General features: G+C 32.3%; 26 protein-coding genes and 1 pseudogene. 15 read left to right on the top strand and 12 right to left on the bottom strand.

Annotated features, from left to right (window positions below; genetic code table 11):
- Nucleotides 1-24 precede the first annotated feature (24 nt).
- The 8 genes from IGJ04_RS09280 to IGJ04_RS09315 all read right to left on the bottom strand — a co-directional run bounded on the left by IGJ04_RS09280 (nucleotide 25) and on the right by IGJ04_RS09315 (nucleotide 6,578).
- Entirely contained in the window at nucleotides 25-1,227 is a 1,203-nt protein-coding gene (locus IGJ04_RS09280) for a tyrosine-type recombinase/integrase (RefSeq protein WP_438840144.1), read from the bottom strand.
- Entirely contained in the window at nucleotides 1,220-1,441 is a 222-nt protein-coding gene (locus tag IGJ04_RS09285) for a DUF3173 domain-containing protein (RefSeq protein WP_289853838.1), read from the bottom strand. The genes IGJ04_RS09280 and IGJ04_RS09285 overlap by 8 nt, the downstream gene beginning before the upstream one ends.
- On the bottom strand, nucleotides 1,434-2,639 hold the full coding sequence (locus IGJ04_RS09290) for a Rep family protein (protein ID WP_438840145.1): 1,206 nt from the start codon (nucleotides 2,637-2,639) through the stop codon (nucleotides 1,434-1,436). The genes IGJ04_RS09285 and IGJ04_RS09290 overlap by 8 nt, the downstream gene beginning before the upstream one ends.
- Nucleotides 2,640-2,716: 77 nt before the next feature.
- Nucleotides 2,717-2,908, bottom strand: coding sequence for a hypothetical protein (locus tag IGJ04_RS09295; protein ID WP_438840146.1), 192 nt, complete (start codon nucleotides 2,906-2,908; stop codon nucleotides 2,717-2,719).
- 3 nt (nucleotides 2,909-2,911) lie between these two features.
- Nucleotides 2,912-3,538 (bottom strand): hypothetical protein, encoded by a 627-nt coding sequence (locus IGJ04_RS09300; RefSeq protein WP_438840147.1) that lies wholly within the window; start codon nucleotides 3,536-3,538, stop codon nucleotides 2,912-2,914.
- Nucleotides 3,539-3,544: 6 nt separating this feature from the next.
- Nucleotides 3,545-4,615 (bottom strand): cell division protein FtsK, encoded by a 1,071-nt coding sequence (locus tag IGJ04_RS09305; protein ID WP_438840148.1) that lies wholly within the window; start codon nucleotides 4,613-4,615, stop codon nucleotides 3,545-3,547.
- Complete coding sequence (locus IGJ04_RS09310) at nucleotides 4,615-4,932, bottom strand: hypothetical protein (RefSeq protein ID WP_033596623.1); 318 nt, start codon at nucleotides 4,930-4,932, stop codon at nucleotides 4,615-4,617. The genes IGJ04_RS09305 and IGJ04_RS09310 overlap by 1 nt, the downstream gene beginning before the upstream one ends.
- A 260-nt stretch (nucleotides 4,933-5,192) precedes the next feature.
- Complete coding sequence (locus IGJ04_RS09315) at nucleotides 5,193-6,578, bottom strand: helix-turn-helix domain-containing protein (RefSeq protein WP_438840149.1); 1,386 nt, start codon at nucleotides 6,576-6,578, stop codon at nucleotides 5,193-5,195.
- A 679-nt stretch (nucleotides 6,579-7,257) separates the two neighbouring features.
- Here IGJ04_RS09315 and IGJ04_RS09320 point away from each other — a divergent pair.
- The 15 genes from IGJ04_RS09320 to esaA are packed head-to-tail and all read left to right on the top strand — an operon-like array spanning nucleotide 7,258 to nucleotide 21,645.
- The gene (locus IGJ04_RS09320; protein ID WP_242327080.1) at nucleotides 7,258-7,551 is read left to right on the top strand and encodes a WXG100 family type VII secretion target; all 294 of its coding nucleotides are present in this window, start codon (nucleotides 7,258-7,260) and stop codon (nucleotides 7,549-7,551) included.
- Nucleotides 7,529-8,038, top strand: a complete 510-nt coding sequence (gene essA, locus IGJ04_RS09325) for a type VII secretion protein EssA (RefSeq protein WP_438840150.1) — start codon at nucleotides 7,529-7,531, stop codon at nucleotides 8,036-8,038. The genes IGJ04_RS09320 and essA overlap by 23 nt, the downstream gene beginning before the upstream one ends.
- Nucleotides 8,035-8,274 (top strand): type VII secretion protein, YukD family, encoded by a 240-nt coding sequence (locus tag IGJ04_RS09330; protein WP_425136624.1) that lies wholly within the window; start codon nucleotides 8,035-8,037, stop codon nucleotides 8,272-8,274. Before essA ends, IGJ04_RS09330 begins: the two co-directional genes overlap by 4 nt.
- 4 nt (nucleotides 8,275-8,278) lie before the next feature.
- Entirely contained in the window at nucleotides 8,279-9,388 is a 1,110-nt protein-coding gene (gene essB, locus IGJ04_RS09335; RefSeq protein ID WP_438840151.1) for a type VII secretion protein EssB, read from the top strand.
- A gap of 4 nt (nucleotides 9,389-9,392) precedes the next feature.
- On the top strand, nucleotides 9,393-13,838 hold the full coding sequence (gene essC / locus IGJ04_RS09340) for a type VII secretion protein EssC (RefSeq protein ID WP_438840152.1): 4,446 nt from the start codon (nucleotides 9,393-9,395) through the stop codon (nucleotides 13,836-13,838).
- Between the two features lie 4 nt (nucleotides 13,839-13,842).
- Nucleotides 13,843-14,319, top strand: coding sequence for a DUF4176 domain-containing protein (locus IGJ04_RS09345; RefSeq protein WP_438840153.1), 477 nt, complete (start codon nucleotides 13,843-13,845; stop codon nucleotides 14,317-14,319).
- Nucleotides 14,309-14,593 carry a hypothetical protein gene (locus IGJ04_RS09350; protein ID WP_438840154.1) on the top strand — a complete coding sequence of 95 codons (285 nt, stop codon included), beginning with the start codon at nucleotides 14,309-14,311 and terminating at the stop codon, nucleotides 14,591-14,593. Before IGJ04_RS09345 ends, IGJ04_RS09350 begins: the two co-directional genes overlap by 11 nt.
- Complete coding sequence (locus tag IGJ04_RS09355) at nucleotides 14,593-14,949, top strand: hypothetical protein (RefSeq protein WP_438840155.1); 357 nt, start codon at nucleotides 14,593-14,595, stop codon at nucleotides 14,947-14,949. Before IGJ04_RS09350 ends, IGJ04_RS09355 begins: the two co-directional genes overlap by 1 nt.
- Nucleotides 14,940-16,235, top strand: a complete 1,296-nt coding sequence (locus tag IGJ04_RS09360; RefSeq protein ID WP_438840156.1) for a T7SS effector LXG polymorphic toxin — start codon at nucleotides 14,940-14,942, stop codon at nucleotides 16,233-16,235. The genes IGJ04_RS09355 and IGJ04_RS09360 overlap by 10 nt, the downstream gene beginning before the upstream one ends.
- On the top strand, nucleotides 16,229-16,879 hold the full coding sequence (locus IGJ04_RS09365; protein ID WP_438840157.1) for a hypothetical protein: 651 nt from the start codon (nucleotides 16,229-16,231) through the stop codon (nucleotides 16,877-16,879). Before IGJ04_RS09360 ends, IGJ04_RS09365 begins: the two co-directional genes overlap by 7 nt.
- Before the next feature lie 2 nt (nucleotides 16,880-16,881).
- Complete coding sequence (locus IGJ04_RS09370) at nucleotides 16,882-17,187, top strand: DUF4176 domain-containing protein (RefSeq protein WP_438840158.1); 306 nt, start codon at nucleotides 16,882-16,884, stop codon at nucleotides 17,185-17,187.
- Between the two features lie 25 nt (nucleotides 17,188-17,212).
- Nucleotides 17,213-17,815, top strand: coding sequence for a hypothetical protein (locus tag IGJ04_RS09375; protein ID WP_438840159.1), 603 nt, complete (start codon nucleotides 17,213-17,215; stop codon nucleotides 17,813-17,815).
- Nucleotides 17,797-18,495 (top strand): hypothetical protein, encoded by a 699-nt coding sequence (locus IGJ04_RS09380; RefSeq protein WP_438840160.1) that lies wholly within the window; start codon nucleotides 17,797-17,799, stop codon nucleotides 18,493-18,495. The genes IGJ04_RS09375 and IGJ04_RS09380 overlap by 19 nt, the downstream gene beginning before the upstream one ends.
- 1 nt (nucleotide 18,496) lies before the next feature.
- Complete coding sequence (locus tag IGJ04_RS09385) at nucleotides 18,497-18,802, top strand: DUF4176 domain-containing protein (RefSeq protein ID WP_438840161.1); 306 nt, start codon at nucleotides 18,497-18,499, stop codon at nucleotides 18,800-18,802.
- A 29-nt stretch (nucleotides 18,803-18,831) separates the two neighbouring features.
- Nucleotides 18,832-21,645, top strand: coding sequence for a type VII secretion protein EsaA (gene esaA, locus IGJ04_RS09390; protein ID WP_438840162.1), 2,814 nt, complete (start codon nucleotides 18,832-18,834; stop codon nucleotides 21,643-21,645).
- A 138-nt stretch (nucleotides 21,646-21,783) separates the two neighbouring features.
- Here esaA and istB read toward each other — a convergent pair whose 3' ends face one another.
- From istB to istA, 4 genes and pseudogenes are all read right to left on the bottom strand, one after another.
- On the bottom strand, nucleotides 21,784-22,521 hold the full coding sequence (gene istB / locus IGJ04_RS09395; protein ID WP_438840163.1) for an IS21-like element helper ATPase IstB: 738 nt from the start codon (nucleotides 22,519-22,521) through the stop codon (nucleotides 21,784-21,786).
- Nucleotides 22,521-22,880 (bottom strand): hypothetical protein, encoded by a 360-nt coding sequence (locus tag IGJ04_RS09400; protein WP_438840164.1) that lies wholly within the window; start codon nucleotides 22,878-22,880, stop codon nucleotides 22,521-22,523. The genes istB and IGJ04_RS09400 overlap by 1 nt, the downstream gene beginning before the upstream one ends.
- 15 nt (nucleotides 22,881-22,895) lie before the next feature.
- Nucleotides 22,896-22,985, bottom strand: a pseudogene (locus IGJ04_RS09405) (Mu transposase domain-containing protein); the annotation flags it as partial.
- Nucleotides 22,943-23,974: an IS21 family transposase gene (istA, locus tag IGJ04_RS09410; RefSeq protein ID WP_438840165.1), complete on the bottom strand. Its 1,032-nt coding sequence runs from the start codon at nucleotides 23,972-23,974 to the stop codon at nucleotides 22,943-22,945. The pseudogene IGJ04_RS09405 and the gene istA, both read right to left, overlap by 43 nt.
- Nucleotides 23,975-24,254 lie beyond the last annotated feature (280 nt).

A 24,254-nucleotide genomic window follows, 5' to 3' on the forward strand; every position in this document is an offset into this window, starting at 1 on the left:
ATGTTGGCAGGATTTTGGCAGGGGTTATTTTGTAACTACTTGATTCCCATTAAATGCTATGTTTGATTTTTTGGCAGATGTAAATTGAACATTGCCTGACATTTGTTCTGCTATTGTTTCATCGTTACGACTCCAAAGGTGTGCATAGTGCTTCAAAGTGATTTCAGGGCTAGAATGTCCCAATCGTCTTGAAATAACTAGAATATCGGCATTAAACTCATTAATTAAATAACTGACATGTGAATGACGTAACCCTTTTCCTTGTATGATTGGTACTTTTGCAAGTTTGGCATATCGTTCAATAATTCGCTGAACAGTAGAACGATAAAGTGGTAAGTCTGTATAGCTAAGAATAAAACTTTCAATACCCTGTTGCTTCTGTCTTTTTTTCCATTCTTGTAAAATTTCTATTGTATCATCATCTAAAGAAATAATACGCATACCGTTCTCTGTTTTGGTATAAGGTTTACGAACAAATGATTTTTGATTAATCATGTCTAAAGTATGATGGATACGCATTTTCTTGCGTTTGAAGTCCACATCATTCCAAGTTAGTGCTAATCCTTCGCTGACTCGAAGACCTGTCATATAGTACAGCCAAATTACAATAAAGCACATATGTTCATAAAAATCTTCTTTATAGATGAAAGAAAGAACGGTTTGAAAGTCTTCTTTTGTCCAATAACTAACGACAGCTTTTCCTTTAGGAATTGCTTTTGTTCGCTTGGAAATATTTTTATCAAGGTATTGCATGCTTACAGCGTAATCTAATGTTTTTCTGAACATACCATACAACAAAGAGGAATAGGCTTGTGAATAGCCACTTTCATTTAATAACCAAATTCGATATTGTTCACAATCTTCAATTGTAATGTCACGAAGTTTCTTCTCCCCAAATTGATTTCTCAAACTTATCAGTCCTGATTTTCTGGAAGTCCATGTGCTTCTTTCTACATTTGATTTGTAGTGAGGGATATACATGTTTTCCATAAATTGGTAATAAGTTAAATCATAATTGGAATAGCCATCTAATAGAAGATACTCATTTTTTAATCGTGTTAATTCCTTATAAGCTTCACGAGCAGAGGAAAAAGGATGTCCGTTTTGATCTTTTCTTCCTTTTTTCTGAATTCTTTTTCCGGTTATTTTGTCAATTCCTAGTTCTACTTGATAGAAAAATTTTCCGTTATTATCTACATAAACGCCAGTGTATCGTGTTTTAGGCATGTGGTTTTTCTCCTTCAAGAGATAAGCCTAGAATTTCTTCTACAACATTTCTTGGTACGTGCCCCAAACGTTTATTGTTATAAAATGGATATCCTCTTTGTACCATAATTTGCTTCGCTTGTCTAATAATTGTTGATGCAGTATGCGGTAAATAACCTAATTGAAGTAGATCAGATTTACAAATAGTATTTTTTTGTGTAAGTAATTCATTCATGATTTATTTCACTTCCTTTCTCATCATCAGGAAAAAAGGCACTAAATTCTTGATGGATTTTTTTATTGTCCAAAGGAGTAGGGGAGTTCGTAGTAGTAATTAAAGTATTTTTCTTTCTACTGTGCGGAACAGAAATATAGCTCCCTGAATAAACATCGTACTCTTGCATTTCAAAATAATCAGAACTCATAAATTGAACATAGTTAATTCTCCGTTGAAGTTGTTTAAATGAATCAATTGTCTTTTTTCGTCTGAAAATTTCATCATAAAACTGTTTTGGGCTATAAGGTGATGTAATAATAAATACATCAACCATTAGTGATTTATCAAAGAATCGACTCGGTGCTTTTGGTGTCTCACCGAATGGGTCAAGCATTTTCAATAAATCATCATATGGAAATGTTTTTGGGCGTAATTCGTCAAGAATAACAATATGTTCTCCTTGATAATGCTGAAAACTATCTTTTGATGAACCAGTAATAAAATAGTCTTGTTCTTTTTTAGTAGCGTATTTTTTGGCGAGAAGTGTTTTTCCTGCTCCAGATTGTCCATATATCCAAATTACTGTAGTGGACTCCCCTTTTTCTTTCCGTTTTTCAAGCCAAACCTTTGCCTTATCTGCCTGTACTTGTTCATGAACATCTTGAATGTTCTTTTTTGCTTTGGCAAATTGTGAGCCTGTGAGATTGGATATAACCTCCTCACGTGTTAATTCTCCTGCGCCTAAGCGATCAAGTAGCTGTTTGATAATTTCGTTATCTCGCTGTCTATTTGAGTCAGTTATTTTCTTAGAAATATTTTTCATCAATTGAGGATAATCAAAATTTGCTTTCACTTCCTCTAAAGAGTATGGATATTTTTCTTGGGCATCAGCTGTACGGTGGACAAGGTAAGAATATGCATTATTTACATTTCCATGCCATTTTTGGAATGCTGAAACTTGCGGTTCTTTCAGTAACCGTGCAAGATTCTTTAAACTTCGTGCATGTTGAAATTGCAAAACCACATGAACATGTTTTTCTATAACCTCACCCTTGTCATTGACATCTTTATCATGAATGATGCCTGCAATTTTTTTGGGTTTCAAACATTCTATTAATAATTTAATAATACTGTTTAATGTTTTTCTCTTGATTGTTGGTGGTAAATGTCGAAGTTGTTGTTCATACATTACATTTACAGCTTTTGTCGTACTCATTTGGCAATCTCCTTTCACGTGTAATTTTATTTGATGTGTCGTCATTTTTATTAAATTTCGGCAAAAATTTATTTTCACTAAAAATGGTTATTTTGCTTGGTATCACTCATTTTTTTAGAGAAAATGGCAATATTGGTTGCGGTGGTATAACAAGCCCTACCACCGCGCAAAATGGGGGGGAAGGTAAAAAAATGGCAATAAATTTGGAGAAATAGTTGTTGTGGCGCTTTTTTGTTTTCTTTCAGAACAAAAGCGCCACGGATTGTCAATCATTAGTTTCGTCTGGTGCCAATCAACCATAACCCGAATTTTTTTCGCTCAAAGTTAGAGATAAGATAAGATGGGTACAGACTTGCCACATGTTCTTTAATTTGTTCCTCATGCTCTTTTAGGATTTTTTGAGCTTGGACTTCTTTAGGTACTTTGATAAATAAACGTAGCTCTTCATTGGTGAGTTCAAGCACAGATTTATCAATGGCTCGGTTGAAGCGTGAAATGGTCTTATTTTCTGCTGTTTTTGGGCGTTCCGTTATCAGTTGCACAAGGGGAACATTTTCGATCGGAGTAGATTCAGATTGCTTTAAAAACCGCCTAAATCGTAAGGTTCCAACAAAGGAAATGACTAAATTTATCAGTGAATCGCTTTTTAGTCGTCGAACACATTCAGGAAGTAATAAGCCTATGACAATAAACGGAATCATGCGTATAATATACGTAGAAATGGTTATACATTGCCAGAAAAGCTCATTTATGCCATTCGTTAGGACGCTGTTGTTTGTACTGTTGATAAAACGTTCCTGTACAAACAGAAGCAATAGTGTAAAGATACACGCAAGTAAAAATAATATGTCTAGAAATAACATAGGGTTATAGATTTTCATAAAATACGATTTTTTCATGTTCATTTATAAAATGCCTCTTTCTGTATAAAATGTTGGGGTAAGCAAGGGGAGAACTTGATACGGGTGTTCACTGTCAATCACTTGTATCAAGCCTGTTCCTTTTCCAATCGGAATGACAATTCCCTCAGGATTCAAGTCGGGAAATAAAAATTGGGTTGTTTTTGTGCTGATATTGCCAATCTGAATCAACACATTTGCTTGTTCCCTGACACTTACAGGCACGGCGTTAAAATCAAATCGCTGTGACACTAAGACAAGGTGACAACGGGTTGCTCGACCTAATAAGGCAATTGAACTAAGCAAGGACATAAAGGCTTCTTTGATTTGTTTGTTCACGCCTTCAGAAAGTGCCAATACTTCATCAATCACAACTGTGACATGCTCAAATTGGTATGAGGGATCTTGATATAACACTTCCTGTCGTTCATAAATCGTTTTTAATACGTTGCTTAATGCGTCATTCACTTGACTAACAAAGTCACTTTTTGCCCGATTACTTTCAGGATGTATCACAGAAATATCATGTATTCTCGCCCAGCGTGACGGACTGTCAAATTTCGGGTCAATGATGATTAACTCTGATAATGGGCGCAGACAGTCAAGAAGATAAGTGAGGAAATAAGATTTTCCACTGCCTGAATTGCCTGCAATCAAAAGACTAGTTATTTTTCGATAATCAATGACTAGATTTTTCATGAGTGGTATCTGATTTTTTGTCAATTGCTTGATATAATCGGAAAGATTCGGAATAATCAAGCGTTCACTAATTCCTTTAAACCATGGAAAGAACAATGCTCGTTGTATGTGGATATCCTCTGTATCAAGAGGTAGAAAATACGCCGAGTTTTGTTTCAATAACGTATAACGAGGATATAGGCTCGCATTAGCAATAACAAAAATTTTATGGTACAGGTCATTGTCTATCAGATAACCCGCAGGAGTGCGGGGAACGAATAAAAATCCGTCCGCCCGAACTTCTACGAAAAAAGAGTTTGTATAGGTTGATTCCCCATTCATAGATAACGCCATGTTTAAGCTTTGGTTTAAATAGCGTTCAAGGTCTTTGTCGTCCATTATTTCACAACCTTGAACCCGTCGGCTTTGAAAAAGACGTTGTTTCTGATTTCGATTCCCTGTAAGTTGTCAAATTCTACAATAGATAAGAACGGCGGTAACGTTGGCTCTTTCTCGAATTTAACGGTAAAGGGATTTAAGCCTTCCTGCACAAACCATAGTTTATAACCTGTGATATTATCTGTACGCTGTCTGTCTACATATTCATATTGTGTTTCAATAAATGAAGTGGTGCATTGTGTTGGTACATCTGATTTGATAAATTTTTGTGCAGTTGCTTCTGAATAACCGTTTGTTTGTGTAAAAGTTGTTTTCATAAGTGAAAACCTCCTGATTTTTTAGTATTTTTTGTAAAAAGCCTAACCTGCAAATTCTGCTTTTCGTGGTGGATAACTTGCAGATTATCCAGTGATTCATCAAAGATTTATGCGCTGTTCTTTGATACATTCATATTAACGGAAGAGAGTTAAAAATGGTTGACAGCCTAGTTGTTAATTTTTCGTCAGTTTGACAACTAAATGAACAACTAAATATTAGGCATAAAAAAAAGAGCTTTTCAGCTCTTTTTTAATCTTTCTTATTTTGCGAAGGTCAATAAATCTTCTTCTGTCAAAAATAGCAATAAATTATTTTGTATATGAATGATTGATTCTATCATATTTAGAATATCGTTATTTAAATATTCTTGCAATCTATTTCCAATTTGGCTATTATTAGTAAAATATCCTGGAATACTTTGGTTTTTGAAGTGGGTATCTTCATACCATCGTGTAAAAAGATCATCTACTATTTTATCTGAGATATTCTCTGGTACTTTAAAAATTGGGTAGCCTTCTTCAAATATGGGTTGGTGATTTTTTGTTCGTCCGTTATACTTTGAAGAAATCACTCGTCCGATAACATTATCAATGTTTTCTTCCCTAATATATTCCTCTTTTGGTCTTTCCTCAAAAAGGATATCATATTTTTCAAATTCAGCTAACAGCTCAGTATCGGGTCGCTTGTTCTTTTTTACCATGTCCATGGCTATTTCATACAACCTTTCTTGCTCTTTTAGTTCATCGACAGATAATTTCTTGTTATTTTGTCTTGCACGACGTCCAATAATAATCTCTATGCCAGCATCTCTTGTTGTCTTAATTGGGACAGTTTGTTGATAGGATTCAGATAAATCTTCCTTAATAAAATCTTGCAGTAATTGTTTTGATAACAGCCCTAGTTTAAAAATGCTATTGCTTTTCATCTTTTCAACAACGCTTGGGACAATATCATTACAAAAATTTTTGATAATCCACAAATCAATGGTTGAGTTAATGGTTGAGTAAGTAAAATTCTCAAAAAGAGGGGTTATCACGTTTGCTTTAAAGGAGCGGATCATTTTCTCTTTACACATCAACCATAGTTTTTTGCTCATATCCCGACTATCAATAACCGTATCTTCATTTATAGGTGTACTTCTAAAATCTCTCTCTAAATTAAAAATTTTATCACCCATACTTAAATATGTATCCATTTCTTTGTTTACTGAATCCATAAATACTTCATCAGATCTGATAAAATTATAACGTTGCAAATTATATTCTGCGAACATCTCAGCCATAGATATGACTGCTTTTTGAGAGGTAATTGACACTCTATTTATATTTTTATATAAGTTAGCGTCTGTCGTTAAATCTTTTTGAAGGATTGAAAAGAATAGCCGATCAAAAAGCCAATGTAAAGTTTCCTCTAATTCTTCCGAATATCCAAAAATAAGTTCTTCGGGACTTAGGTCAAATGCACTTACATAATCAGTGAGAACGGTTTGTGTAATAAAATTCCCGCTTTTTGGACAGGTACCTTTCTCGATTCGACTAATTACTGCTTTATCGGAAATTTGTTCCATTTTTAATCCATAACTTTCACGTAATCCTTTACAACGTTCTGAAATGCTTGGGATTAACTTTTCTTCTAAATTTATCATTTATTACCAACTTTCTATATTTTATTCGTCAAGAATTATCTTGACATATTTATCATAACACAGAACAGGTGTTCGTGTAAAGTTGGCGGATTTGTAGATAATTAGTGTTTCATTTATGTGAGATAAAATTCCAACTGACAGCCCATCTTAAAAATCCATCTGAACTCCAGTTATCGGTGAAGTGTTTACCGGTTGTATTAACTGATTGTGGCAAAATAGTTATTTGAAGAAGTGAATTTGCTTGCTGTTTTTTTCTAATATTTAGTAGGATTACCGTATTTATCTCTACTGTTACCCACTAGTTCTGAATAACTAAATTCTGCGATACCATCTTGAAGCTTTTCCAATAGATAATCACGAATTTCTGGAAAGTAAATAATTTGGTTCGCAATAACATGATCACGTAACTTTTTATAATGTAAGGACTTTGGGTCAAAAACTTGTACAATTTTTTTTTAAGTACGTAAATTGGATGGGGTTTGTATCCAGCCAAATGCTCTTAATTTCATAAAATTCCCTCACATTTCTCGTTTTAGTAGCTTCACGTGTATTTTACCAAAAAAATCTAGAATACCAATAGTGTAGCTAGTATAGATAGTGTCAAAAAAAACAGTATCTGCTTGAAAAATAAAAAAATGTATTATAAAATTTATTTATCATTAATTAAAAAGGAGAGGATATCATGGGTGTAATTAGTGTAACCCCTGAAGAACTTAAGCAACAAGCACAAGTTTATATTCAATCAAAGGAACAAATTGAACAAGCGATTCAACGTGTGAATTCAATGAATTCTACAATTGCAGAAGAATGGAAAGGACAAGCCTTTCAAGCTTATTTGGAACAATACAATCAACTTTATCAAAATGTTCAAAAGTTTGAAGAGTTACTTGAAAGTATTAATCAACAATTGAATAAATACGCAGATACTGTTGCTGAGCGTGATGCACAAGATGCGCAAAGTTTTGGATTCTAAGTGTGAGCGCCTATTATGTAGGCGCTTTTTTTACGAAAAAAAATTGGCTTGTTTTTTACTAAGTTTATTTTTTTGTTTTGTCATTACCAACAATGTGTATGCAGATGGTAACGGGAGTCTAACTTTAAACCCTAATGTTATTATGAATGAAGATGCACAGGTGGGAAGCAGTGGTGATTTTCTGATTCGTGGGCAACTTTTCTCTGATGAGTTAAATCAAACCTTGAAAAATAATAAGAAAATGCAAGAAAATTTGATAAAGCAAGCGGAAAAGATTGATTTTGAAAATAGAAATATTAACTATCAAGAAAAGATTGTTGTTCCTAAAAACTTATTTCAAAATTATCAACCTCAAGTGATTCCTTCAAAAGAAGATAGTACATCTAGTAATAATCAACCTATAATTTTATTTTATATTTTTGTTGGTGTTATTTTACTTATCATGGGCAGTTTTGTAGGACGACATTGGGCAAGGAGACGAAAATGATTAATATTACTTTGATTAAAGATTTAAAGGAAATAGATATGAGTATTCCGATACAAGTTACTTTTGGACGATTGAAAGTATTAATTAAAGAATTATTTGAAGAAAATGGAATTTTTTTGGATAAATTTGATCTTGTGTTCATAGATAAGGCACTTGATATGGAAGAAAGTGATCTTCTTTCGGATTTTGGAGTTGCAAATGGAGATAGATTAAAAATTGTGACAGGAGAAAACTGAATATATGTTTAATGGGCAAGAAAACATCATAGCAAAGAAAAATTCAGAAACTTTTGAAGTTTCTTTACTGAAAACACAAATGAACAAAGACAGTATTGCAATTGTTCAAAATATTTTTCCTTTGGAAGAGACAGAAGATGGAGCAATTATTCGTTATACTATTTCAAAAGATGCTATTTTTTTTAATGAAGCGATACAATCGTCAAGTACAAATCTCGAGAAACTACAATTAGCTGAAAAATTAAGACAATTGCTTCCTTTAAGAAATAAATTTAAAGTACCATTTTTACATCCTGATAATCTTTATCTCGTAGGAGAAGAGTTATTTGTAGTACATTTTGGCTTAGAAGAAATGGTTGTACCTAAAAAATATGATGAAGCATTGTTTTTAAGTAATTTAAAAGCATTAGTACTTTCTATTTTTCACCCTAAATTGAGCTATGAGAAATTGCTCAATGGTTCACTTAGTTTAAAAGATAAGTTTTCGCAAGTAGTACTTCAAGCTAAAACAGCGGAGGAAATTTTTATATTCCTTGAAGAAAGAATTGTAAAAGAAAAAGTAAAAATACAAGAAACTAAACGAGTAGTTGGAAGAAATCAATATGCATTTTATCGTTTTATCGGAGTTATATCCCTTATTCTAGCGCTTGTCATGGGATTTTTCTTCTATCAATACAAAAGTGAAAATGAAAAACAAAATGCAATTATTACAGCACAAACAAGTTTTTTGACCAACAATTATGCGAAAACGCAAAAAGATTTAGAAAAATATGATCTAAGCAGTTTGCCTCAATCTGCAAAATACATCTTGGCTGTTTCGAGTGTGAATTTAAGTGACTTAACAGGAAATCAAAAACAAGCCATTTTAAATACTCTTTCAATTAAATCTGATGATAATACTTTGAATTACTGGGGAAATATTGGTCGAGGAAACTTTGACAAGGCTTTAGACTTAGCACAGAATTTAGGAGATGATCAATTGACTCTTTTAGCTTATACAGATTTGTATCAAGCAACAAAACTTAATACTAAGATGGCTGGAGCAAAGAAACAGGAATTGTTGGAAGAATATACTAAACAAATTGAGGAATTGACTAAAAAGTTAGGAAAATAAGCATATGGAGATATTTGAAAAAAATGAAATAAAAAAAGAAAATCAAATTGTATTGGATAACAGAAAAGATTCCTATAATATTTTATTTGTCATCTACCTTTTAGATGAACAGTTAAAAAAAGTTGTATTGACAAAAACTACTCCGTTTATAAAATTTCAAAAGTTTAATTTTGGTATCATTGACGATGAATTATTTATCAACGGAGAAAGTGTTCCTTTAGGAAAGGTAGAGAAAGATGGACATCAATTTTTGGTACTCTCTAAATATAATGTGAAGACAACTTTTTTTACGCATAATAAAAGTGAAGATTTAACGATTGGAAATCAAGCACATTGTGCAATCCAGACAAATAGTAAAGTTAAACTTGTTTTACATGAGAAACACCTTATTATTATTCCGAATGGAGCGCTCATTTATTGTGATAAGGAGAGAATTACAAAGAACTGTGCAATTCCTATTCATGATGGAATTAAGATTGTGACAGATGACTTTCAGATAGAACAATTGAATGGTCAATGGGGAATTTCTAGTTTTACCACTGATTTTGTATTTGACTATAATCAAGTTTTAGTTCAAAAGCAAAAGAGACTGTATCCTATTAACTTTCCTGATTATCGAAGAAGTCCACGTTTAAACTTGGAAGTTCCAACAGATAAGTTTCGGATAGATGTACAAGAAAAATCTCAAAGTGGCAAAAAAGAGAGTCTAATGAAAATGATTCTGCCACCTCTAGGTATGTTTGCAATGACTGCTTTTACTACGGTAATTAGTGGACGTAATCCTATCATGATGTTAGGCATGGGGGGAATGAGTTTAATGACAGCAGGCTTCACTGTTTCTCAATATTTTACAGAAAAGAACGACCGTGTCAAAGGGGCTAAAACTTCTGCGGAAACTTATGCAAAATATTTGGTTAAAACAGTTGGAGAGATTGATGTCGCTTATCAAAAAGAAAAGGCTGTTTTAGAATTTCAACAACCCAGCCCGATAGAATTGGCAAACAAAATAAAAAAATATGATGCACGAATTTATGAGCGTACTTGTCAAAATAAAGATTTTTTGAATGTATCATTAGGTTTGTCAGATGAACCGACTCATTTAAAAATCCAAACTAATGTGGATGCCAAAGATTTAAGTGAAGAGGCGAATCATCTTCGAGGTATTCAAGATTACTATCAAACACAACGTAATGTCCCTACAATACTAGAACTCAAAGAGCAAACAGTAGGATTTGTAGGAACAGAAGAAGAGGTATCTACGGTACTTGAGTCAATACTCTTTCAAATTGCCTTTTTTCATTCCTATCAAGATGTAAATTTTATTAGTTTGGTATCGGAAAAAGAATATGAGAAGACATGGAAATCTATGCGTTTTTTACCTCATTTTCATTCAAATGAGTTCAATATGCGTGGAATTATCTATAGCAATAAGTTAAGAGATATTGTGTTAAATAGTTTTTATCAGTTGCTTAATAAAAGGAAACAAGTTTTAAAGGAATCAGGGAAAGAAGTCCCACGATTTACTCCTCATTATATCTTTTCTATTTCAGATGATAGTTATTTGGCGGGGCATGGAATCAATGAACTTCTTGCAGAGGACATGAGCAATTTAGGTGTTACAGTAATTTGGTGTAAAGAAAATGAAAAACTTTTACCTGAGACAATAACTGCTCTGATAGAAGTACGTAATTCGACGAGTGGCCGTTTCGTAACTGATCATGGTACGTATATAGATAAGCCATTTCAACCTTATAAGTTGCCAACAAATTTAGAAGTTAGTTTGCGTAAGTTAGGGAATTTAAACCATTTAGAAGTAGAGAAAAATTCAGTTCCGGAAAGTCTAAGTCTCCTTGAACAATATGAAGTTGAAAAAGTTGAAGATTTGAATATCACAGAACGTTGGAAAGAAGCACAACCGAATAAGTCCATTCGGGCTCTTATCGGTTGGCGGGGAAAATCAGATTATGCGTATTGGGATTTACATGAAAGAGCGCATGGACCACATGCTTTGGTAGGAGGAACGACAGGTTCGGGTAAGTCTGAATTTTTGACAACTTATTTAATTGGGCTTGCGATTAACTTTTCTCCAGAAGATATAGGAATGCTTATTATTGACTGGAAAGGTGGAGGAATTGCGAATACGTTGGAGAAACTTCCACATTTCATGGGTGCAATTACTAATTTAGATGGTGCAGGAACAGCAAGAGCTTTAGCAAGTATCAAGGCAGAACTAGATAAACGTCAGCGTGAATTTGCAAAATATGGCGTGAATAATATAAATGGCTATATGGCTTTATATAAAGAACGACTTACACCAAAACCAGAAATCAATTACCCAACTACGCCACTCCCACATCTGATTTTAGTTAGTGATGAGTTTGCGGAACTCAAAGCGAATGTCCCTGAATTTTTAGATGAATTGACATCCGTTGCACGTATTGGGCGAAGTTTAGGTGTTCATTTGATTTTGGCAACTCAAAAACCAAGTGGTGTAGTTAATGATCAGATTGAAGCAAATTCTACTTCAAAAATTGCATTAAAGATGGCAAATGTACAAGATTCTAATGAACTTTTAAAAACACCTGATGCAGCTCATATTACAAACCCTGGTCGTGGTTATCTTAAAGTAGGAGAGAATGAGGTGTATGAACTCTTTCAAAGTGGATATGCAGGTGTCCCATATGATCCAGAAAAGAATAGTGAAGAAGTTGTGGATGAAAGACTTTACAAAATAAATAGTTTAGGGCAACAAGAACTTCTTTATGATCCAAAGGTAGAAGTGAAACAAGGAAAAGACACAAGTGATTTTCCAACACAACTTGAAGCAGTTATTGCAGAAATTGAAGCAATTTTTGAAAATACTAAGTATCCATTACCTGATAGGCCTTGGTTACCAAATTTACCTGAAAATATTTCGACCCCTAAGGCTACACAAACTGGCGTACGAACACTAAAAGTTCCACTTGGATTACTTGATATTCCGAGTGAACAGGCACAAGAAGAATATTATTTTGATTTAGAAAAACAAAATAATACTACAATTTTTGCAAGTTCAGGTTATGGCAAATCAACAGTTTTACAAACATTAGCATTGAATTTGGCAAGAGTGAATACACCAGAACAAGTACAGTTTAATCTTTTAGATTTTGGAAATAACGGACTATTACCTCTTAAAAATCTTCCGCATGTGGCAGACATTGTCACTCTTGAAGAAGAAGAAAAACTTGAAAAAATGTTAAATCGCATTGCATCTACTTTGGCGGAACGGAAGAAACAATTTAAAGAAGTTGGCGTAGCAAGTTTGTCACAGTATGAAGCAAAAACTAAACAACAGCTGCCAATTCTTATCAATTTATTAGATAACTATGATGGTCTTTCGCCAAATGATAAACGTAAGGAGACAATTGATAATCTTTTATTACAAGTTCTTCGTGATGGGGCTAGTTTAGGAATTTATTTGATTTCAACCGCTTCACGAACAGGTGCAATCCGTATGAATATGATGAGTGCGATTGCGACCAAAATGGTTCTTTATCTAAATGAGGAAAGTGAACTAATCTCGATTATGGGGCGGGATAGAGTATTACAAGAAGCAAAAGTCGGGCGAGGACAAGTCATGTTGGAAGTACCACGAGCTATACAGTTTTACTTACCTGTAACTGCGAATAATAGTTCTGATCTGTTGGAAAAATTAGAAGCAGAAGCTTCAAATCTCAATAAGAATTTGAAAGGTATTCGACCAAACCCTATTCCAATGGTTCCAGAAAGGTTAACAGTTGAGAAATTTGAAACATTTATTTCTGAGAGGAAAGACAATATTTTGTATTTTGGGTTGAATAAGGAAAACACAAATGTAGAAAGTTTTAAACTGTTTGCAGGTGAGAGCATAGGTCTTTTTCCAGTAAATAAGAAACAACTAAATATATTGGCTCCGTTTTTATTTAGTGAGATAATTCGCCCGAATATAGAAGTAATTCTTGTAGATGGATTGAAGAGTTTAGAAAAATTTAAAAAATTTGTTTCTATTTATATTTCAAAAGAAGACTTAAATAATCAATTTGACTTATTTAAGTCAGCCTTGGCTACATTAATTTCTTCGGAAGAAATTGAGAAGGATACTATAATCATTTTCAATGGAACAGCAGATATATTGAATAAATTAGGATATCAGCAATCTCAATTTATTCATTTGATAGAGCAAAATATACCACATGTACAGTTTATTTTTATGGATTATGTTACAAATATTGGTAACAATTTTGCTATGCCGACTATTACGGTCAAAGAAAATGTTTCAACCATATTGTTTGGTGGACAACTTGGAACACAACATTTTATTGAAAATTTATCTCCTCAGCAAAAAAATGAAAAAACAGAATTAAATGTTTTGCATTGTGTGAGAGATGAGGATTTCTTAAATGTTGTTGTACCAACCGAACGAGAGGAGTAGATAAATGACTTTGAAGAAGTTGAAATTTTTAGGTCTTGGTTCTATGGTCAAGATTGATGATATGGATGCATTGTTAGATACTAAATATGTGATTATTGCTCGTGCTGTTGGGAAAAACACTAAAGGAGAAACTATTCTTCGTTATCAAGTCGCGCCTCATCCTTTTGGAAGTATTCCAAGTCAAAAGGAAAATATTTTAACCATTTCAGAAAGTCAAGTAAAAGAAATTCTTACTCAAGGGTATATTGATGAAAAGGATGAAACTTTATTAAACGAACTTCTTAGTAAAATGAATCAAGCAATTAATTCTCCAGCAATAAATGTTAAAACGGAAGTGGATAATTTAGAAGAACAAAGAAAATTAGAATTACAAGCTCAAGAAGCAAAGAAATTAGAAGATGATCGTTTGAAAAAAGAACAAGACTTATTAAGACGTGATCCATTTTATAAATTTAGAAAGAGAGGATTGAATGATGGTTAAAGTTAGTTCGAATTACGATGTAGCACTATCTGCTGTATCTGAATTTTCTCAAATTGGAAACAGTAAAGGACGACAATTTTCTTTAGGTCAAAGTAATATTGCTGGAATGAAACAAGCAATGGAAATTTCTAATCGTATTATTACAGATTTAACTAAGTTAGAAATAGCTGTCAAAGAACAAGCAAATAAATTTCCCCAATTAGCAAGTGTGATTGAACAGCGAGACCAACAAGATAGTGCTGATTTTTCTCAATTAAGCTGGGGGTTTGAATAATGGTACGAGATAAAAACTCAGAAAAGCGATATGTTTATGATTTACAAATTTTAGATAAAGAGCGAGAGATAGAGGAAATGTACGTTCAGCAATGTCAAGTAGAAAATACAATAGAAAGTTTTCGATTTGAAATGGAACAGAATTTTTGTCAGCTGCAGGAAATTGAAGACGAGTTAAACATATTAAGTCAAATGAATAGTTCGTATAGCGAAGTTGAGCAGAAACGAAAATATGTATTAAATCTTCTATCTCAGCAACAAGAAGAAATAAAAATAAATTATCGTAAAGCGAAAAATATATTGGAAGATGAGCGCGAAAATTTACAAAAAGAAAGGAATCAGGTGCCATGGGATTAGTTTTTAGTCCATCTGAATCGCAAGGATTAGTAAATGCTTTGAGAAGCAATCTAGCTACTGCAGAAACTATGATTGAGCAATTAAATCAGGCAAGTAAACGACTTATTGATGCTCTTAATGGACATACTTTATCAGGAGCTGCGTATACAGCTGGTAAAGGCTTGTTTTCAGAAATGGTACTTCCAACTATTTCTAAAGCATCAGAATCATTACAGCAACTTAAATCAAAACTTAATCAATATGAAAGTTATGCAGGAGCTGCGGGTGGAGAATTTTTGGATGAAGATAAACTTAATCAACAGTTAGAGTTGCTTCGAGCTCAACAAGCTTCTTTGACATCACAAATCAATTACTATCGTATGATGTCGATTTCTTGTCCTGAAAATGCAGAATTAAATATGATGTATAGTAATTTTCAAAGTCAGCTTTCAAATTATCTGAGCACGACTGCGGAGGATATTCAAAAAGTACAGGATAAACTAAAAAAATTACATGAGTTTAACACTAATGTAAATCCACTTTTCTCAAATTGCTTGGAGGATTTTGAAAGAATTACAAGGATAATTTTGATTTTATCTGAAGCTCAATTTGATAGTGCAGGAAAAGTAAGTCTTGACATAACAAATAGTAAAGAAATTAAAGAGTACTTGAAAGAGTTTAGAATTGAAATTACCAATGCTAATAGTTGGTTAGATGAATCAACAGGAGCGGCTCTTGGTGAGATTGAAGATATCATTGTTAACCAAGGAAAAAATATAGGAAAATCTTTAGGAGCAAAATTACAACCAAGAAGTTCTTTAGGTACTTTTGTAAAAGATGAATTTGGACCAAGAAGATGGTTGAGTGGAAAATTAAAAAGTATCTCTAATCCTGCAAATAAGATAATTGGAAACGTGGCAACATGGGGAGGGAGAAGTCTAGTTGCTCTTGGTGCTGTTCAAAATTTTAATGAGTATAATCTTGAGTATCACAATAAAGGAAGAGCCTTCGTATATAGTGGTACAGTTACAGCAGCAAGTTGGGGAGCAGGTGTGGTAGGTTCTGCTGTCGGAGGATTTGTTGCATCTGCATTTGCAGGAACCGCTTTAGCAAGTTCAGCGGCAATAGCATTACCAATTGTTGGAGCAGTATCAGTAGGAGCAGCAGTAGCTGTAGGTACCAAAAAACTTTATAAACATTGTAAGCCATTTAAAAATATTGTTGATGGGATGGGAGATAAAATTAATAACATTGGAAAAACTATTAGTAGTCCCCTAAAGTCTCTTAAAGGAGCTTTTGGATGGTAGAAAAGTATGATAAATATCTTATTGAAGATCTAAGACGTATTAATAGTCGATATTATTTGATTAAAATACATGGAAAATCTTTTATTTGGGATTTTTATGACTTAAGAGATTTTCGTAATTATTATCCGTTTGAAGTCTTTTATCCTAAAAAAAATACATGGAAGATTTATGAGATAACTGGAGAAGAATTAAATTATAGTTCAAAAATCCAAATTGGTTTTATGGTGCAACGGCCATTTACTTTTTGGTTAGAGTCATCACTATTTTTTATAGGGTTGATATCGACTGTTAATTTAGTTATTTCATTGTTAATTTTAACCGTTATGTTTTTATTTACAATTATGGGTTTAAATAAAATTAATAGAATTAGTGTTAAACAAAAGCCACAGTATATATTGAAGGTTGCAAAGCTTGAAAAAATAAGTTTATGGGAAAGGAAAATTAAACCTATAATTGTTATTATAGTGTTTTTGCTAATATTGATTATAAGTTTGTTTAGTCTGATTGTTTTAGGTTTTTCAACAATGTACGCAGTTTTAAGCTTTTTTGGTTTGGGTGTTATTTTTATAGGAACGATGTGGAACCATAATTATGTTCCTAATATCAATGTTAAATATCAAATAATAGAAAAAAAGGAGAATTAACTATGTTACCAATTGGAAGTATTGTTTATTTGTCAGAGGGAAATCAAAAGATGATGATTCTAAATAGAGGTGCTTTAGTTGAGCAAGATGGAAATAAAGTCGTATTTGATTATACTGGAGCGATTTATCCTACAGGTTTAGATCCTGAACAAGTGTATTATTTTAATGATGAAGATGTTGACGAAGTAATTTTTGAAGGATTTAAAGATGATGATGAAAAAAGATTTGTTCAGTTATATGATAAGTGGAGAAAGAATAATTTATCAATTTCTAAAGGCAAGACAGATAGCAAGTCAAAACTATTGTAGCATCTGTAAGTGCTATAGGGGAACTGTGTTTAACAATGTAGGTAAGTGGCTTAATTCAGTTCAAGGGAAATTTATAGGTGGAGAATGGTGTATTGATTCAAAAGATATCTATTCTAGTGTTCAATATGGACGAGCTATTTTACGGAAATGGAAGAACAATCCTAATAGCTTTATAAGAGGAACAATACCTTCTAAAGGAGGAGCTCGAATTGAGGACTTAAAGATTTTTGGAAAGTCAATAGCAAAAAACGAAAGTAAGTTAGGTAAAATTGTTAGCAAACTACCATCATATCAACATAGTACAATCAATCGTGATTTAATAATGATGAAAGAGAATGTGACTGCTTTTAAAACTATGTCGAAAGTTGGAAAAGCATTTACATTTGCAGGATGGATAGGTACAGCAGTAGATGTTATGGCAACAGTAACGGGACAAACAGCAGGAAGAGTTGCTGGTGTTGCTTTAGGACAAGCATTAATACCTATACCTGGTGTAGGAGGTGCAATTGGGGCAGTGGTCGGAGGACTAGCGGGAGCTACTTTAGGTAGTTGGCTGGGAAGTTTGGCGAACAAAGAATTGGATAAAGGAATTAAACCTAAAAAGAAAGGATGGAGCTGGCCATGGTAAGTATTCCTTTAACAAAAATAGTCTTTCATGTTGATAATGGATTTAGTGAACAATTAGACGGAACAGGATTATCTGCTGAATATAATTTTTTTTCAAAAAGTATTGAGTGGAGAGTTTGGGGGAAGACAGAGCTTAATAGGCAAAGTAGTATTATGAAAAAAGTATTATCTACTTTGCCGTTAAGTTCTCCTTTTATCGTTTTACCTATGATTGCATTACTCGGAGGATATACAAATAAAATTGCTACACCTATTGAGCGTTTATCTGGATTCGCCTATGTGATACCTATAATTTTGGGAATATTATTGTTTCTGGGGTTTGAGTATATAATGTTGCTTTACATGGAGAGACCTAAGAAATGTGCCCCCCCTAAGATATCCATTCAAATAAAATATTTTGAATCCATCTATGATTTTTCAATTAAGCATAATAATGCAGTAGGGCAGTATAAATCCCCATATTTAGTAAATATACTAGTTAGTCTCTTTACCTTCATAGTGGTTATACCTTTAATGTTTTGGATATATAATCAATCAGATACAACAGGAACTTTTTTGATTAAACTATTTGTTTTTGGGGGACTGTTATCTTTGATACCTAATATTTTTTGGAACATGGTTATTAAGGCGATATTAATAAAAAAAATATTGAACAATCTAAAAAAAGAAATGGAGAAGTAAAATGAATAACAATGACGAACAAATCTTACCAATTGGAACAGTGATTATTACAAAAGAGGGGAATATTCCCTTGATGATTGTTAGTAGAGCAGCGTTATTTGAAAAAGATGGGGAAATAGGATATTTTGATTATTCTGCAGTTCCGTACCCTACTGGTATTACAAATGGAGAAGAATTTGCATTTTTTAATAGAGAAGATATTGAATCTATTATTTTCTTTGGCTATGTGAATTCTGACGAACAAATTTTTGCAGAGAATTATGATGAATTAGTAAAAAAATCAGGATATGATAAATTTAGTATTTGATTATTATTAAGGAAAAGGAGCAAGTATCTATGAAAAATAAGCAAGCATTAGCTGATAGACATAAACTAAAACAGAAGAAAAGAATAATTATCACTTTTTCGATTCTTATTGTGATGTTAGTATTTTTGGTAGGCTTGCTTTTTTTATTGAATCAAAAAAAGTCTCAAGGTAAAGTTCAAGCAAAGAAGGCGACAATCGCTCTTGTTAATGAAGATAAAACATCAACTTTTAATGAGAAAGATTATAATTTTGGTAGAGATTTTGTTAATCTTGTATCAGGAGATACAAAATATAATTGGCAAGTAGTTTCTCGTCCTGTCGCAGATCGAGCTTATTCAGACAGTTCAGTGGATGCAGTTATATATATCCCACAATCATTTTCACATGATATTTTGACTTTGCAAGATATTGATCCTATGCAAGCAAAGGTAAACTATAAATTACAAGATAATCAATCCACTTTGTCTCAAAAATTATTGAACGATAAGATTACAGATATTTTATACGATTTCAATCAAAAAATTGTTAAAATGTATTATGCTTCTGTTGCAGGTAATATTTCAGAAGCTCAAAATAATATGAATGATGTTATTAAAAATCAAGAAAATGTCTTAACAAATCTCTCGAAGAATGTTTATGGTCCTTTTCAATCCACTAATCAAGGTTATTCTTCAGTAATTTCAAGTGCTAATGGTCTTCAATCTATGAATAAGGCATGGATTGATTCTCAAAATAGCTTTACAAAGTCTACACAGTCTATGCTTGATAATACAAGCAAAAGTTTTGAGAGCCAATTGCCCATTCTTCAAAAATATTTTGACACACAGAAAAGAATCGCAGATATAAATGTGAAAAATGGAAATCAAGGAATTGAAGACCAAGCAGAGAATGATCAAGAAGTTTATTTTAAACAATTTGATATAGCCTATAACAACACGCTTAACCAACTACTAAATTTTTCTAAAAAGGAAAATGATAACGAATCTGGCGTATTAAAAGAATTAAAAGACCAGGTTCAGAACTATAATGTTGTTATTACAGGGGTACATGATGGTTTAGAAGAACAGATAAACACTCTTACAGAAAATCGAGAAAAACTTCTTTCTTTAGAAAAGGATTTATACCAACAATTTTTCTCACAAAACAGTTTAGAATTGACTGAAAAGAATTTCAATCAATTTGAAAATTGTCAAACTGAAACGAATGCACGGCAAGCTCTTGCTCAAAAATTAACTTCATCGTTTGGGGAAACGGATAATTTTTCTTCAAAAGGATATATTGAAAATATTAATAATATTTTGAAGCAACTTGATTGGGAAAATGTAGAAAATTATAAAGTACTTTTTGATGCAATGGAGAAAAAAGGGATTGATGTTTCTCGATATAAAAATGAATTGGATTTAATTTCACGTTATGGTCGTGTTTCAGGAGCAAGTTCAGCAGTCGTAAAATTTTCGGATGTTCCAAGTGAAACAAATCAAACTTTCAAGAAAACATTAGAAATTGTTGTACCTGCAGGTAAAAACTATATTCTACGACCGATAGATGGCAATGATCAAGTTGTTTTTGTGAGTTCATCAGAGAGCAATGATGAAGCAAGCAGTATTATTAATGGTAATGTGGTGGAACTGCATAATAAAGACCATAAAGTGACGAATAGTGATGGTACGATAAGTAGTGAAGAAAATACAAAAGATGCAATTTATACTGTAGTTTATGATGTAGCACTAGGTGAAAGGACACAGACAACGATTTCTTTTGGTTGGGGGGAAGATAATAATATTGAGACTAAAACTTCTACTCATTTTACTTTATATCCAGCAGATACAGTTTCAGAATATTTAGGAGGAGAAAATTTTGGAGAAATTACACAACTCTTAAATAATATAGATACAGCCTCTACTCTTATTACATGGTCATATGGAGCGCCTGACTATAAAGTAGATGATATGATAACTCAACTTTCTGAAAATCCTACTATAGAAGATTTTGAAAAGCTATCAAAATTATCTATTTATAATCGCTATGGAAATATGGACTTGGAACAATTGAAGCTACGACTTAGTGAAGAAGATGTAGAAAAATTTAAGCAATCTGGTCATGAAAATATTGAAAAAATAGTTCAAAGTATTAAGGCATTAAACTCTACTTTAGATAAATTATCTAAGAATAAAGAGATTTTGAACCAAAATATGCCTAATGATATTTTGAACCAAAATATCATTGCCTTAGAGAATTGGTATCAATCTACTTTAGCTTCAATTACTCAACAATATGATTCATGGAAAAAGAATGATAAGCAAACTCTAGCTTTAAAGTCTTGGCAAGCGTATAGTTCAAATGAAAAGGCACTTTATGAAGATAAACAATCGAGTGAGGAGTTGTATAAAACTATTTCAGAATTATCAACTTCAACAGCTAAAACTGCGGAAGATACAGCTAGAAGTGCTCAAATGATTAAAGATAATGCGACTGAATTTAAACAAATGGTAGAAACTACAGAAGAAACAAAAAATTCAGCAGAAAAGCTATTAAAAAATACAAATGATTTATTAAATACGGGAGAAGAATCTTTTAAGCAAAATCAAGAATATAATACTAATTTCAATAAAGTTCTTGCCAATACACGAGATCAAAAAGCAGATAAGAGTCAATTGTTTAATTTTTTTGCTCAACCTTTAAATATTGAGAATATAACTCAAAAGAATACTTCGATGTCTCAAGAATTTGATTGGCGTTGGTTGATTGTACTGAGTATAGGTGTATTATTAGGGATATTGATGACTTTTCTATTTCGTGCACTTCCATTTAGAAAACTATTAAGAAGAAGTAGTAAGAGATAAATATACTTTAAGTTTAATCAAACTAATAATCCAATCAATGTTTTAGATTCAAAAAAAGTGCCTGTGTAATAAGGCACTTTTTTGTGTTAAACGCAACTGAAAAAGGGGCCATTCGATGATTTAAAAAGGGGCCAAAAATTATTTTAGCCATTTTTTAGTATCTTCGACACGAAACGATGGACCACTAAGATCCAGCACGTGAGCCCGATGGGCCAAACGGTCCACCATAGCTGCTGTAAGCATTGGGTCTTTAAAAGTTTCTTCCCAACGATCAAATGAAAGATTTGTGGTAATAATTATAGAGCCTGCTGTGGTTCGATTAGAAAGAAGATTAAATAGTATTTCACTTCCGACTTGATCAAATGAAACATACCCTAATTCATCAAGTATGACTAAGTCATACTTGTTAAATCTTCGTTTATAAAAATTTAATTGATTAGCACTCAAGGATTCTTTTAACTCAATAACCAAATTAGGAATATTTGTAAATAGAACACTTTTGCCACTAAGACAAGCTTCCATACCTAATACAGTAGCTAAATATGTTTTACCAACACCAGGATTTCCCATTAATATCAAGTTTTCCTTATTATCAATAAACTTAAGTGATTTTAATTCTTTGATTTGTTTTCTTATCTTTACTTCTAAATGATTGTCCATATAATCATCAAAAGTGATTTTATTCGGTAATTTTGCTTTTCGAATAAGTGTTTGAATTCGATTATTTTGTCGATGTTCTACTTCTAACGCTAAAATATTGTGTAAAAATTCCTCGTATCCTTGTTCTAAATCAATTGCCTGCTGAACAAGTACTGAATAATTCTTTTTTAAATAAGCTAATTTTAGTTGTTTGGCATAAGATTCAATGGAGGACATTAGTTATTTCTCACCTTTCGAATTTGATGAATATTGTTATATTCATGTAATTGATTTCTTGCTTCATTAACTGCCTTACTTGGAGGAGTTTTAAAGACCTTATGGTCTTTAAGGGCTTCCTGTTCTAAACGATGAATAAGTTGTTCCATAGAAATAGTTTGATTTTCTTCCATTATTTTTATAAATCTTCTTGGTGTGTTTTGATAATACTGAAGAAAACATAAATGTAATTTAGGAATCTTTTTTAAAGCAAGTGAATGTTCTAAAGATTTAGGTTTTCTTTGAAAAGTGGTTAAATAATGACGAATATCAATCGAATAGTTTTTGTGTCCTTGTTGAATTGTGTGTGTCGCAATCACTTGGCGACTACCAATAATCTTTAGCTCATTGAGGTATTTTTTTACAGTAACTTGACTACCTACTAAATAATCTGGAACAGAATAAAAATTACCATTAACGTGAATGAAACTATACTTATCAACGGTTTGTCTTGTAGTAATGCCATAGTCATAGAATCCACGTATTTTTTTAATTGCAATTGCTCTGTTGAAATTTCAGTTGCTACATTAAGTTCTTTTACAATGTTATCTAAATGTTGTTGTGCATGTTCAATAGACGCAAATTCATATTGTTTAGTAAATGCTTTTCGTCGTAAAATCTGCACACTTTTTTCTACATGGCCTTTTTCATGTCCACTAAAAGGATTTGTTACTACTGGTTTAAATCCATAAAACAAAGATAGTTTTATTAATTCATCGTTTAATTCTTTTTTGTGTTTTCCAACAAAGCGTTTTACAACATTTTTCATATTGTCATAAACTACAGTTGAATAAACACCGTTTAGGTGTTCAAAAAAACGAATATGAGCGTCTAAAAATACTTGCTGATTCGCAGATTCATAGATTCTCCCCCAACGATACCCAGAAGCAGGACAAGAAAAAACAGCGAGTGTTAAAGTTCTTTTTACACCTTTGATCAAACATTTAAATTCTCCAAAATCAAATTCTGTTCGATAACCTAAAGGATAAATTTGCTTTATATAAGCTTCTTTTTTTATTTTTAATTTTTCTCGAACATAGGGTCTTAAAGTACTTTCAGCGATATCAAATCCTTCGGATTTTAAAATCTCATAAATAGCTACAATAGTTAATCGCTGTTTATTTTGTCCCAAGTTTTTTTGTTTAATTTTGTCAAATTCAAGTATTTCATCAATTCGTTTGTCAATTTCAGCAGTATATTTTCTAGGCATTCTATTTTTAGAATTGTAAGTTGGCAAAGACAGTAAAGCTTCTTGTTTTAAAGGATTAGTAGGATCTTTTTCTAGTGCTTGTTGGTTTTCTAAATATTGATGCCAATATCTAGAAACAGTTTTTCTATTAATGCCTAATTCTTTAGCAACCGAACGTTGTGAGCGCCCATTTTGCAGTAAACGAATAATTGTCATTTTATCCATAAAAGTTATCACTCCAAAACCTCCAATAAGTAATATAGATAATTACTTATTGTGAGTTAATAGTGGTCCCTTTTTCAACCATCAAAACTGTAAAAAGTGGTCCCTTTTTAAATTAGCATAAACATTTTGAGTAAACTATTGGGAATTAATGCCAAATGCTATTTCAATTTTTATTTTAATCTAAATCTAAATGAAAAACTCCCTACAAAGAAAAATTCTTGGCAGGGAGTTTGGCAGGGAACTATGTTGTTTTTAGTAGTTTTTATCCATTTTTAATTTC

Source organism: Enterococcus sp. AZ050 (assembly GCF_051715085.1).
Taxonomy (GTDB): domain Bacteria; phylum Bacillota; class Bacilli; order Lactobacillales; family Enterococcaceae; genus Enterococcus; species Enterococcus faecalis.